Origin of the sequence: Mesorhizobium sp., assembly GCF_004962925.1 — a bacterium.
GTDB lineage: Bacteria > Pseudomonadota > Alphaproteobacteria > Rhizobiales > Rhizobiaceae > Mesorhizobium.
Map to the genome: position 1 here is coordinate 1 of NZ_SUEO01000191.1, position 12,308 is coordinate 12,308.

The 12,308-nt window shown below is 60.8% G+C and carries 13 protein-coding genes and 1 pseudogene; 5 read left to right on the forward strand and 9 right to left on the reverse strand.

Going from position 1 to position 12,308, the window contains the following annotated elements; all coding sequences use genetic code 11:
- Positions 1 to 562 precede the first annotated feature (562 nt).
- The 4 genes and pseudogenes from E5W87_RS27745 to E5W87_RS27760 all read right to left on the reverse strand — a co-directional run bounded on the left by E5W87_RS27745 (position 563) and on the right by E5W87_RS27760 (position 2,945).
- Entirely contained in the window at positions 563 to 757 is a 195-nt protein-coding gene (locus E5W87_RS27745) for a hypothetical protein (RefSeq protein WP_292223101.1), read from the reverse strand.
- Between the two features lie 82 nt (positions 758 to 839).
- Positions 840 to 1,031 carry a hypothetical protein gene (locus E5W87_RS27750; RefSeq protein WP_245457302.1) on the reverse strand — a complete coding sequence of 64 codons (192 nt, stop codon included), beginning with the start codon at positions 1,029 to 1,031 and terminating at the stop codon, positions 840 to 842.
- Positions 941 to 1,210 (reverse strand): hypothetical protein, encoded by a 270-nt coding sequence (locus tag E5W87_RS27755; RefSeq protein WP_245457304.1) that lies wholly within the window; start codon positions 1,208 to 1,210, stop codon positions 941 to 943. Before E5W87_RS27755 ends, E5W87_RS27750 begins: the two co-directional genes overlap by 91 nt.
- A gap of 599 nt (positions 1,211 to 1,809) precedes the next feature.
- Positions 1,810 to 2,945: pseudogene (locus E5W87_RS27760) on the reverse strand (cation:dicarboxylase symporter family transporter).
- A 712-nt stretch (positions 2,946 to 3,657) separates the two neighbouring features.
- Here E5W87_RS27760 and E5W87_RS27765 point away from each other — a divergent pair.
- Complete coding sequence (locus tag E5W87_RS27765; protein ID WP_029354905.1) at positions 3,658 to 4,047, forward strand: hypothetical protein; 390 nt, start codon at positions 3,658 to 3,660, stop codon at positions 4,045 to 4,047.
- Between the two features lie 555 nt (positions 4,048 to 4,602).
- Here E5W87_RS27765 and E5W87_RS27770 read toward each other — a convergent pair.
- Positions 4,603 to 4,872, reverse strand: coding sequence for a helix-turn-helix domain-containing protein (locus tag E5W87_RS27770; protein ID WP_292404872.1), 270 nt, complete (start codon positions 4,870 to 4,872; stop codon positions 4,603 to 4,605).
- 898 nt (positions 4,873 to 5,770) lie between these two features.
- Here E5W87_RS27770 and E5W87_RS27775 point away from each other — a divergent pair.
- A complete protein-coding gene (locus E5W87_RS27775; protein ID WP_126105047.1) occupies positions 5,771 to 6,019 on the forward strand; it encodes a DUF6074 family protein in 249 nt (82 codons plus the stop codon).
- A gap of 364 nt (positions 6,020 to 6,383) precedes the next feature.
- On the opposite strand, the gene E5W87_RS27780 is transcribed toward E5W87_RS27775, so the two are convergent.
- The 4 genes from E5W87_RS27780 to panB form a co-directional block, all read right to left on the reverse strand.
- Positions 6,384 to 7,016 carry an acyl-homoserine-lactone synthase gene (locus E5W87_RS27780; RefSeq protein ID WP_095486082.1) on the reverse strand — a complete coding sequence of 211 codons (633 nt, stop codon included), beginning with the start codon at positions 7,014 to 7,016 and terminating at the stop codon, positions 6,384 to 6,386.
- A 92-nt stretch (positions 7,017 to 7,108) separates the two neighbouring features.
- Complete coding sequence (locus E5W87_RS27785) at positions 7,109 to 7,828, reverse strand: LuxR family transcriptional regulator (protein ID WP_292404873.1); 720 nt, start codon at positions 7,826 to 7,828, stop codon at positions 7,109 to 7,111.
- Between the two features lie 99 nt (positions 7,829 to 7,927).
- Entirely contained in the window at positions 7,928 to 8,836 is a 909-nt protein-coding gene (panC, locus tag E5W87_RS27790) for a pantoate--beta-alanine ligase (RefSeq protein ID WP_091595811.1), read from the reverse strand.
- The gene (gene panB / locus E5W87_RS27795; RefSeq protein WP_292223110.1) at positions 8,833 to 9,669 is read right to left on the reverse strand and encodes a 3-methyl-2-oxobutanoate hydroxymethyltransferase; all 837 of its coding nucleotides are present in this window, start codon (positions 9,667 to 9,669) and stop codon (positions 8,833 to 8,835) included. Before panB ends, panC begins: the two co-directional genes overlap by 4 nt.
- A gap of 172 nt (positions 9,670 to 9,841) precedes the next feature.
- Between panB and E5W87_RS27800 the strand changes: the two genes are divergently transcribed.
- The 3 genes from E5W87_RS27800 to E5W87_RS27810 all read left to right on the forward strand — a co-directional run.
- On the forward strand, positions 9,842 to 10,804 hold the full coding sequence (locus E5W87_RS27800) for a hypothetical protein (RefSeq protein ID WP_091595813.1): 963 nt from the start codon (positions 9,842 to 9,844) through the stop codon (positions 10,802 to 10,804).
- 62 nt (positions 10,805 to 10,866) lie between these two features.
- Entirely contained in the window at positions 10,867 to 11,841 is a 975-nt protein-coding gene (nadA, locus tag E5W87_RS27805) for a quinolinate synthase NadA (protein ID WP_292223115.1), read from the forward strand.
- Positions 11,838 to 12,308 (forward strand): FAD-dependent oxidoreductase (locus E5W87_RS27810; protein ID WP_292404874.1); only part of this gene is annotated, 471 nt, incomplete at its 3' end. The genes nadA and E5W87_RS27810, both read left to right, overlap by 4 nt.

The following is a 12,308-nucleotide window of genomic DNA, read 5'->3' on the forward strand; positions in this document are numbered from 1 at the left end:
GATTTCCTGATAAAGGCTGGCGCCGGTGCGCCCGCCACTCTCTGCGCCAGCCTGTCGGCTGCCGCAACGTTTGTTGTTTGCACGCATCGTGATGTCCTCCGCTCTTCAATCGCGCCCTCCCGGAAGCGGGGTGGGCGGCGAAAGCGACCGGAAAGGCCCGACGTCGGAGGCGGACTGCATCCGCAGGACCGGAACGGAGTGGAGGACCCGAAGCGAAAGCGAGGGGTTGCGGGACGCCGCGGCGGGCCTAGAAGGGAGTGCTGCCCGCCCTGCGCCACCGGGGAAGAACACGATAAAAACGACGCCGGCCGAGAGGCCGGCGACCGTCAGCAGCCGAAGGCTGCCCCGCGCCAGGGGGCGAAGCCGCAGGGCCAAGACTGCCTGAGCCTGGCGAAGATAAGCGGGCTCGGTTCACGAGCACCCGGCCAGCGCCTTCAGGCGCGGGCGCTCAGGATTGTTGTTGGCGCCCACGGCAGCTGGATGACCGCAACAAGATGCCGAGGAGCAATAGCAAAGCCAGCTGCCACAAACGGCACGCTCGGGCAACAACAGCGTGGCCGATCTACAGATGCTGCCCCGCACGAGAGCCTGCACGCTTTGAGCGCGCATCGGCGAGCAAGCGTTGCAAGCTGGCCATGTCGACCAGGTCGGCGATCACTATATCGCCGACCACCAACGCGGGCGTACGGTCGATGTGCAGACCTTTCGCGAGTGCGCGGACGCGCGCAAGTTCATCTGCGATGGCCGGATCTTGCATTCCCGCTTGAGCTGCTCAACGTCAAGGCCCACACGCGCTGCGATCTTGAGAGTGATCCTTTCAATGATCCAACTGGGGGAAGTCATAAGGGCGCGGTGGAATTCGTCGAACTTTCCCTGTTTTCTCGAGGCGAGTGCGATTGGGAATCCGGTCCCAGGACCGGGAACCGTCTGATCACAAGCTTCAGATTGGGATCATTCTTGAAGGCTTTTTGGTAGTTGAGATCTGCCAGTCTGCAATGCGGACAGTTGTGGTAGTCATTGAATATGACCAGAACGGCATCGCCTTGCGGGTTGCCGGCGATTGGCGAAGGGGGTCGTTGTCGAATGCGCCGCTCCACTTTTGCCTGTCGATCGACCACGCCTGCCGGTGCAGGTTCGCGCTATATTGGCTCGCCAGCACGGCGAGGAGTAAAAGAAGAGCTGCGACAGTGATGGCAGTCGGCTTAGACATGAGTCTCCAATCCATGGACGGCGTGGCAGCAACGGCCCGCCTTTTGGTGTAAAATGCTTTTGATCGAGCCCCGCACTTGCCACAGGGCGCAGTCGCGAGGGCGCACAGCTATCGATGCCGGTGCGCTCTGGCGGTTTCTGGAAAGATGGCCTTGCGCCATCGGGCCCACCCCACCAGCTGAGCGTCGTTCGCGCGGGCCGGGCAACCGCGACCGCCATTCACCACGCCGGGCGACTGACCGTCCGCCCGGCAGAGCGCTGGAGGGTCCCCGGACCTTCCGGGTTGCCGGCGATTTGGCGAAGCGGGGTCGTTGACGAGTGCGCCGCTCCACTTTTGACTGTCCATTGGCACGACTGCATGGGCGGGGGCGGCCTTTCCCGCGGCGGGTGCGCGCTATTATGGCTCGCCAGCACGGAAAGCAGCACGGCGAGGAGAAAAAGGAGAACCGCGAGAGTGGTGGCCGTTGTCTTAGACATGAGGCTCCAATCCATGGACGGCGTGGCAGCAACGGCCCGCCTTTTTGGTGTAAAATGGGTCGCTTTTGATCGTGCCCCGCAGTTGCTACAGGCGCACAGGTGCGGGTGCGATCTGGCGGTTTCTCAAATACGGCTTTGCGCCATCGGGCCCACCCCAATAGCTGAGCGTCGTTCGCGCGGGGAACTGCCTTCACCACGCCGGGCGACTTGACCGTCCACCGCCAGAGCGCTGAACGGTCCGCTAGTGAGGCGCTCCCCGAATCGTCGTTTATCCCGCTCGCCCCAGACCGGGCGACAGCCAGCGTTGCCGCTACGCTGCGGAGAAATATCGTCAGCGCGTGGCATTCGGACATAAGCTGATCGACGCCAAGAATAAGACCCACGGAGGTGACCGGTGCGGCCGGAACAAGAAAGAGCGTTGCAGCCATTGTGACGAGGCCTGCACCGGTGATGCGGGTTGTTCCGTTCGAAGGGAACAATGCGACGAACAGCATGAGGATCCGGCAGCCGATCGGCAGATCAGTTTTCGTCGCCTGGGCGATGAAGAGGGCGGCGAGCATCATATTCGTGCCGTCCAGATTGAATGGAATAAGACCCACGACCGAATGCGTGGCGCCGGCCTTTTCCATCTTCTCCATGAGCGAGGGCAGCGCGGCCTCCGAGGAGGACGTTGCGAGCAGCAGCTCGTCCTTGATGTATCGGACGAGAGAGAAGATCGAGCGGCCGTTGTAGCGGCAGACCGCGCCGAACAGGACCGAGAAGAACAGGACTTGCAGGATGTCGCCGTCCGCGAAGGCCCCTGGGATGGTTGACGGGATGATGTTCATCAGGAAACCGGTCACGGACTGCTCGTGGGCCTTGGCCACAAAGCCCTTCACGGCCTGGAGATCGAGCGAAGCCGGATCGATGTTGAGGCCAGCGCCAGGCTGAACGACATTGGCGACGATAAGTCCGACGACAAGTGCGAGCGTTGAGAAGGTGAGGAAATAGATCATCGCCTTGCCGGCAACTCGGCCGACCTTCTGCAGATCGCTCATGCCGGCAATGCCGGTCGCAATTGTCAGGAAGATGACAGGTACTGTGATTATCTTGACGACATCGACGAAGGCATCGCCGAGCGGCTTCAGGCTCTGGCCGGTCTCCAAATGGAAATAGCCGATTGCGGCACCCAGGATTATGGCGGCAAGCACCTGCACGTAGGCCCGGGCAAAATGGCGCTTGCGGGCCGCTGCGTTCGCTATGGGGACTTGTGGAACCAACACCGTTTCGCTCCTTGACCGGATCGGGGTGGGGCTCCTCCTTCTCCCATGCAGTGCTCCGGTCGAACGCTGCGCCCACTTCGGCGCAAGCGATGTGCCAAATAGCAAAGAGGGGAAAACGCGCAGGACCTCTCACGCAGTGCTTGTTCGCTCTCCCGCCCTCGCGCTGCGGTTGCCAGTCAACTATGGAAGGGTCAGTTCTTGGGGAATTCCAAAGGTCGCTCTTTGCTTCGGCGCAGCTTGGCTGGCTGGAAGGTTCCCTGTTTGCCTTGGGGTCTGGGACCTGCGTCCAGATGGTCAACATTTGCCTGCGCGCCGCACGGGGCTCCAAAGATTCAATCGAGGACGGGCCCTCTTCGAAAACGGGGGCAGCGTTGGTCAAGCCCTTCCACCCTGCTGTCCCACCAAGGGTGTTCAGAAGCTCAGTTCACGATCAAGCGATGGATCAGCGTCATCTGGCGTTTGCGCCATCGCGGCGGCGTTGCAAGGGGTCTGCCGAGGATGAACAAGCCGCGAGGCAGGGCCCGAGACCTAGACTCCATCCTCATCACAGCGCGCTCGGCTCGCGTTAGGAATGTTCGAACCGCAGCACGATCAGGTGGCTACACCGTTGGTCGGAACCGGAACCCGACGAATGATCGTTCGTGACCGACATCTGTGAACAAGCAGTGTGTGTCATTGCAATCACCACCCATTGCGCGCAATTGCCCATATGGCCGTGAATGAACTGGATTTGGTGATTTTCCAGATGGCGGTGGAAAGCGTCCGCTTGCTCTCTTCAAGCTTTGATGAGAAGGCGGCTGAGATAGCCACGAGGAGCCGTGGTAGCCTTCTTTTCGACGTGCGGGTTGACGGTGACCTGGAGGTCCAGCGAGTCGCAGCCATTGGATATCCAGGCGACAAGATCGGTGTGGTGGCATTGGATCGAGAGGGCCTTGTTAGCTGCTGTTGCCTTGTCAATGGCACCTTCTCACCTTTCATTGCACCGTTGGAGAACTGGACCAGCATGCCCCTGTCCATGCAGGCCCAGATCGATGTCACAGGCTATGCGAGGCTCCTTCTGGCCGCCCTGCGAAATGCTGGACATATGCTGGGCAGGTAGCATCGCCGATGATGTCTGTGATGAGATGGTGCAGACGGCTGGATGAGGCGATCGCTTGCCGGCAGCTTTGGCCGCCAAGCGATCGGTGAGTTCGCAATGCTGGACACGTACTGTAGACTCTGCCAGTTAAGTTAGCGGACAACCATCTGACGAATGCTCGATCTGACAGTCTGGACGGCGCGGCATTCCCTCCTAGGAATGCAGCCGTGGTTCTACTCCATCGGCTGTCCTTGCGTCGAAGGCGACGGGCACACCGTGAACGATGGACGTCGCCGCCACCAATTCCTCAACTCGCGATCGGTCGCTTTGCACGCCGGCATAAGCGTTCGAATGGCGCGGATCGCCTGGGCGGTGGAGAGGAACCGGGCCTTGCCTCTGGACAGAACATAGGCTTCGGCGGCTTTTCACCCGCCTCCCTGAAACTCTGACTGACACGATCTAGGACGGGAGTTCGGCAGCCTTCAAGCCTATGTCCGATACCGGACAATCAGGCAGCGGTGGCCAGGACGAAATAACGTTGCTCCTCCTCGCCGTAAGCGCCATGCGTGAGTTCCATCAATCCGACGCGGTCGATAATCGTGACCTCGCCGCGCTTGGCACGCACAAGTCCTTGATTTCAAGCATTTGCAGGGCCGTGGTGACCCCGGGACGGCGGGCGCCGAGCATGGTCGCCAGAAATTCATGCGTCAGGTAGATCTTGTCTCCGTCAGAGCGGTCATGGATCATCAGCAACCAGCGGGCCAGCCGTTCCTCGATTTTGGAGTGGCCATTGACCAGTGCCGTCCGGGACGACTGGACAAGGAACGCGTGGGCATAGTCCAGCACTGACGTGCGCAGCGACGGGCTTTCCGCAACCGCAGGACGAAGGATTTCAACCGACAGGCGCCAGCCATTGCCTGCGACCTGGATATAGGTCTCGTTGGAAGAGCTGTCCTGTCCGAGAATGACGGCATCCTGTCATCCCGTCATGTCCGAAAATGCCGACTTCACATTGCCGTCCGCCGGTCATGGTGGCGACCACCGAGGCGATGCCCCTCTCGGGAAAATATCCATTCCTGATCGGCTGATGCGCGATCTCCAACTGAGCCTTGATGTCCAGTTCGACGCGATGCAGCGATGGTCGCAACAGCGCGAAGTCCTCCGGCGAAAGGGATTTCAGCACCCGGTTGCGAAAAGGGATTCGGGCAAGGCTCTCTCCCATGCGGGCAAGAGCGCGTACCTCTTACTGTCGGCTGCATCCGAAGTAACTGACGGCCGATGCCAAGCATAGGCTTCGAAACGCGCGATTGCAAAGCCCTGTCGGGGCAGTGCAGCCATGCTAGAAGTCGCGCGGCCTTACGATAGGCGCGAATGACATGATTCCCTTCTGCGGCCACCAAGAACGGCTCGGGCACGCTTTAATCATTCATACACAAACTCGCAGGAATGTAAGCGGCGGAACAGTCGGGTGATTCGTACCGCCCTGCCCTTTCAGAAATCAAGTCATTGGACGTCAATTCGGGCTGGAACGCCTCGTCGCGGAACGGCACAGGAAACGCAGCCGGATCAGCAATGGTGGTTCACCTTGTGTGCGGTCCGGATGTGCGGTCCGGCGGCTCATCGCCCAATGGCTTGTCGAGGGGAAGTGGAACTCGTCATGTCGCCTCGAACCGTCACCGCGCTAGCGCGGCGCTTTTGAAGACGCCGGTGTTTTCTTTGTGGAACTGAAACTGTGAGGTGATTGATGCATGACTCAAACATTTGCGTATTTCCGCTGCATCGGCGACGCACATTGGTCGAAAGTATCGCCCAGGCCCTCGAGACCAAGAACGGCGAGGCGGCGAGTGCGTTCTGGCGCTGTGCTGCCAAGAAAATGCTCATTCAATTGTCCGATGTAGGAATTGCGCCAGAGTTCGCTGCGCAGGAGGTTGGAAGCCTTCTTCATGCGGTCTTGGACGATATGGCCAACCGAACGGTAATGCACATAGCATAGGCTTGGGCGCTGTTGGATCGCGCGTCAGCTCGGGTCCTTATCGGGGGACTGCTCCGACTGGCCGACGGTCCGGCCAAACCGGCATACCGGCAAAGGTTTGAGGTTGGGATCGCTCACGGCGGCCGGTCCAATATTCCAAGGCGATCTCAGAAGCCACATTGGCTTCTTTCCAAGCGGACGGGCGCCATTTTGGCGTGCTCACGCTGGACTGCGGGTTGCGCCTACGGAAATCCGAAGTCCGGCCGCGCGAGTCGATCGACCGGAACAGTCGAATGCTCGTGGGGCCGGGTCCGCTCAGCTTGACGGCGGGCGGTGGCGGCCGTGAGCAGACTTAACCCAGGTCACGGCTGAGCATCCGCAGGCGCTATGCCGATTGGATGAGAACTGGTTGCCACAACACCGGCCCGTTCAGGCGTCCCCTCCAGCGGATGCGCAAGAGACTGGCGTAGGAAATCTCGAGGAAGCCGGCGACTGCCTCGGTGTTGCCGACCTGCTGGGGCTGTCCGATACGTGACAACGGCCAGGTCGCGAGACGAAGGATCCTTTCGATGCGCGTATCTGTCACCGTTACGATCCCGGAGAGATTGTTGGCCAAGCCGAATTCGATGATGCCCGCGAAGAGCTCGTAGGTTGCTTGTGCCAGGCCGCCAGCAGCCTTCGGCGCTGTCGCAGGGAGATCGAGCGCGAAACGACTACTCTCCCAGATATCGGCACTCGCAGGGACCACCATCTCATCCAGCAGCGCCGGAAACGTATCGCGCAACATAGTCGGTCCGGTGGTCGGCAAAAGGCGGACGCAGCCGCAAGTTCGCCAATCGGACCCCTTGAGAAGTAGGTAGACGGGGTTCAGGCTGTCAAACGGGTCCGTTTCCATTTCGCCTTCGGTCTGCACTTCCCAATCGAGCCGCTTCTTGAAAACCCGATACCTAAGCCCGTGCATTTCCCTGAGTTCGCTCGCGAACTCGGCGTAGCAGTCGGGTGTTATCAGCTGCATCATTGTCGTCTCCGTGCGGGATGTGTCCACGCAATCGAAGGGCAAAGCCGTCATGAATGCAGCCTGTAGACCTTTACAGCTAGCCTTGGAGAGGATCAGGATCTCGCCCGAGCAGCCATCCGCACTATGGCCTGGTTGATGGTTCGCACGCCAAGCTTCGCCTTGGCGTTTTCCTGATGGAAGGTCACGGTGCGTTTCGAGACACCGAGAATCTGGCTGATATCCCAGGCCGACTTGCCGCACGCCGCCCATTTCAGGCACTCGAACTCCCGCGGGGTGAGCGTTATGCCATCTATCACGCAATCTTCGGCGAGCCTGCGCCGGGCATGGATATGAACGTTGATCGCAACCAACTGCATTGCTTTTTCGTAGCGCGTCAGCGACCTCAAAAGTGGCGGATGCGCCTCGTTGGAGGCGAAGGTCAGTGCGGCGAACCGGCCGCGATGATCATGCATCGACATGGTCAGTCCGCCGCGAATGCCGAACTCAGCTGCTTTTTCCAGGACTTCCTGCTGCGAGGTCGGCAAATAACGGTGATCGCGGTCCACACCCCAGTCGAAGGTATCCCAGCCTCGCAGTCCCCGCAGGATCACGGGATCCACGCTGTGGTAGCGCAGTTGCAGGTAATGTGATGTCCATGATGATGGATAATTCGAGATCAATCGCGGCGTGTCGCCGGAAGCGGATGGGTAGGTGAAATAAGCGAAGAACGGAAAGTCGAACCCGGCTGCGGCGGACGCCATTGCCTCATGGAGATCGACGGCATCGACGCTTGCAGAGAGTTGCTCGACCAAGGTTTCAAATACGCGATGCATCTGCGCTTTGCGTACCTCGCGGAGGTTGCTGGAAGCCGGGCGGAGACGTGGTTCTAAATGATGGCCTGTCCCTGCAGGGCGTACGACGCGCCGCCGTCATCACCGCAATTGCTGTGCTGCTTCCGATTGGAGAGAGCTCCGCGCACCTGACCAACTACCGATGGGTGATATTGCGACGTTATCGATGAGCCGCGTGTCGCCAAGCCAAGCCGCAGCAAGCAAGCGTGCCGGTCGGTCAAGGCTTGCTAACGATTGCAGGTCTGTTTCTCCGCGAAGCTCCAGGTATTCGAGCTCGCGATAGCCGGCAGCCAGAATTGTTGCACGCGCTTCATCAAGCGTAGGCAGGATGGGAGAGCCGCGTGCAAGCCGCTCGGCCGTATCGAGCAGGACCGATGCTAGTTTTGGGGCAATGGCGCGTTGGGCTGGGGAGAGCCGCACGTTACGCGACGATAGCGCAAGACCATCGGCTTCGCGGACTGTCGGACAGGGCACAATAGTGATCGGAATGTCGAGGTCCCGGACCAAGCGCCTGACAAGCTGGAGTTGCTGAAAATCCTTTTCGCCAAAAAAGGCGAAGTCAGCGCCGGCCTGCAGGAAGAGCTTGGCCACGACCGTCGCCACGCCATTGAAATGGCCGGGCCGGAATGCGCCGCACAGGCATTCGCTGATGCCGGACACTGAAACGACCGTGGCGAAGCCCGCCGGGTACATTTCCTCTGCGTCCGGCACATAGAGCAGATGCGTGCCCAGCGGCGCGAGCTTGGCAGCATCTTCGCTTTCCGTCCGAGGATAGGCAATCAGGTCGGCGGGGCTGTTGAACTGCTTGGGGTTTACGAACAGCGTCACGATCACCCGCTCGGCCCTTTCAAGCGCCTTCCGCACAAGGCTCAGATGCCCGTCGTGCAAGGCTCCCATGGTCGGCACAATACCGATCGTGGCACCCGAGCGACGCCATTGCGCAACGACGGCGCGCAGCTCGCTCACGGTTCGAGCGATCGGCACGCTCATGTGAAGTCTCCGGCCTTCAAGGCGTTGACATAGAGATGTTCGACCGCCGGAAAGTGCCGGTTCCGCACATCGGTGGCGTAAGCGGCGATTGCCGCCTCAGCCTGCTCACCGAGCTCGGCATAGCGTTTGACGAACTTCGGCCGAAATGAGGTGAAGAGCCCGAGCATATCGTCGCTCACCAGAATCTGGCCGTCGCAAGCTGGCGAGGCACCGATGCCGATGGTGGGTATGTCGATATCGGCGGTTATCTGCCGTGCAAGCTGCTCCGGTATCTTTTCGAGCACCAAGGAGAAGGCGCCCGCCTCGGTTACCGCCCTGGAGTCGCGCCTGATCCGCTCTGCATCGGCTCCCCGGCCCTGCACACGATAGCCTCCGAACGTGTTTACCGCCTGCGGCGTCAGCCCCACATGGGCCATGACAGGTACGCCGCGCGCGGTAAGGAAGCGGATGGTTTCCGCGATGGTCTCGCCGCCCTCGAGCTTCACCGCTGAACAACCGGTCTCACCCATCACGCGCGCAGCGTTGCCGAAAGCGTGCTCTGGGCTTTCCTCGTAGGAACCGAAGGGCAGGTCGACGACCATCAGCGCGTGTTCAAGGCCGCGGCGAACGGCCTGTCCGTGCATGATCATCATGTCGAGCGTGACGCCCAGCGTCGACGACAGGCCGTGCAGCACCATGCCGACGCTGTCGCCGACAAGAACGATGTCGCAGTGGCGATCGAGTAGCCTCGCGACCGGCGTGGTGTAGGCCGTCAAGCATACAAGTGGCGTTTGGCCTTTTCGCAATCGAATATCTGGAGGGGTAATCCCTTTTATCTCACCAGCCGCGCTCAACCGACGCCCCCTCCCCTTACGTTACCAACAGCGGGTGTCGCGTTTGGCATATTTTTGTGCGACTGCGAAGAGCTAAAAACAGTGCTTGAGTAGTACGGTGTTGACGTGCTGGCTGCCAAGGTTACATTCAATCGATTAAGGCGCTCCGTTGGGCCAACCCACTTTCGCAAACATGGATCCTCAGACAAGAAGAACCAAGAAAGGCAAAGCCGCCGTCAAAGCTGACGAAGCCAAAGTGGACCTGACTGCCGTCGTGGTCGCCGTAAACGACAGTGAGCCCTGTGTCCTCACCGTCGGTCATGCGGACACCCTCCCTTCTGGACCTTTTGCACTTGAGCATCGATCGCTGCAGTCGGGTTTGAGGGGGTGGGTGGAGCAGCAGACCGGCCATGCACTGGGATACATCGAGCAACTCTACACCTTCGCCGATCGCGATCGCATCGGCACTGAGCGCCACCAGCGCGTCATCTCAATCAGCTATCTCGCATTGACCAGGAAGGAACAGGCAACGAACTCGGCCGCGTGCGGCTGGCAAAGTTGGTACGAATATTTTCCCTGGGAGGACCACCGCTTCGGCACGCCGCCTGTGCTGCTCGATAGATTGCGGCCCCGCCTGATTGAGTGGGCCGGCGGCGCCAGCGAGCCGACCACTCAACGCGAGCGCCGGCAGCGCGCTGCGATAGCCTTCGGCTTCGACGACCGCCATTGGAACGAGGAACTCACGCTCCAACGCTACGAGTTGCTCTATGAAGCTGCTCTGATTGAAGAGGCCGGTGGCGGCAGGGACGCGATTGCGGCCGCGGCTGGCAAACCAATGGTCGCTGACCACCGTCGTATTCTGGCAACCGGGATTGCGCGGCTGCGTTCGAAGATCAAATACCGGCCGGTCGTGTTCGAGCTTATGCGGCCTTCCTTCACGCTGCTGCAACTGCAGCGAACCGTGGAAGCTCTGGCTGGCAGGCTCATCAACAAGCCCAACTTCCGGAGACTGGTCGAGCAGCAGGATCTTGTTGAGGAGACTGGGGAGACCTCCCTCGACACGGGCGGCCGACCGGCGAAGCTTTATCGCTTCCGCCATGCCGTTCTCGACGACAGGGCTATCGCCGGGACAAAATTACCGCTGGCGCGGGCTTGACATACTTATAGTCAAGGTAGACATATTCCCTTATTGTCAAACCGAATATAATCGAGGCGTCAATGGCTGGGGCGTTACCTATGGCTGCGTCCCTGTATGAGCGTGTCCGGCGGGTGATCCCTCCCGTTGAATGGCTCGCGTTCGCCGGCGATATTGAAGCCATCTTAGCGCTGAAGCGTGAGCGCAATGCGGTGGTGCTGGCGCACAATTACCAGACGCCCGAAATTTTTCATTGCGTGGCAGACATCGTCGGCGACAGCCTGGCGTTGGCCCACAAGGCGGTGACGGTCGACGCCGACATCATCGTGGTTGCCGGCGTTCATTTCATGGCCGAGACGGCAAAACTGCTCAATCCGAACAAGACCGTGCTCATCCCGGATCTCAGCGCCGGCTGCTCGCTGGCCGAATCGATCACGGCAGACGACGTGCGGTTAATGCGGCTGCGGTATCCGGGGGTCCCCGTTGTTACTTACGTCAACACTTCCGCCGCCGTAAAAGCGGAGTCCGACATCTGCTGCACGTCCGGCAACGCGAAGGCGGTGGTGGAATCGCTTGGCGTGGCGCGTGTGCTGATGCTGCCGGACGAATATCTGGCGAGGAACGTGGCAGCCGATACAGACGTCGAGATCATCGCCTGGAAAGGCCATTGCGAGGTGCATGAGCGCTTCACCGCAGCAGACATTCGGGAAGTGCGCGATGCCCATCCAGGCGTCATCGTGCTGGCCCATCCAGAATGCCCACCAGACGTTGTCGCGGAGGCGGAGTTCTCCGGCTCGACCGCAGCGATGTCGGATTATGTCGAGCGGGAGAAACCGACGCGTGTCGTCCTTCTGACCGAATGTTCGATGAGCGACAACGTCGCGGTCGCGCATCCCGACGTCGAGTTCGTTCGCCCATGCAACCTGTGCCCGCACATGAAGCGCATCAACCTGGCCAACATTCGCGCCGCGCTCGAGCAGAACCGGCATGAGGTCCGGATTGATCCGGAAATTGCCGGCCGCGCCCGCCGCGCGGTCGAGCGCATGCTTTCCCTATGAGCCTGGAGGTTCGCGACATCGCCGGGGCGCCGGTCGTCATCGGCGGCGGCATTGCCGGCCTGATGACGGCGCTTCATCTGGCGCCGGAACCGGTCGTGCTTTTGACCAACGCGCCGCTTGGAACCGGAGCCTGCAGTGAGCTTGCCCAGGGCGGTCTTGCGGCAAGTCTCGGCGGCGACGACGGCCCAGATTTTCACCTTTGCGACACGATAGCTGCCGGCGACGGACTCTGCGACGAGACCACGGTGCGGCGAGTGGTCCGAGCTGCACCCGAAGCGATTAGGACGATCCAAAGGTTCGGCGTCGACTTCGACCAGCACCCTGACCGCGCGTTGCGACTTGGGCTCGAGGCGGCACACTCGCGACGGCGGATTGTGCATGCAGCTGGCGACGCCACCGGTCGCGAGTTGGTGCGCGTGCTCATCGCCGCGGTTCGGCGTACAGCCTCGATCACCACTATCGAAAAT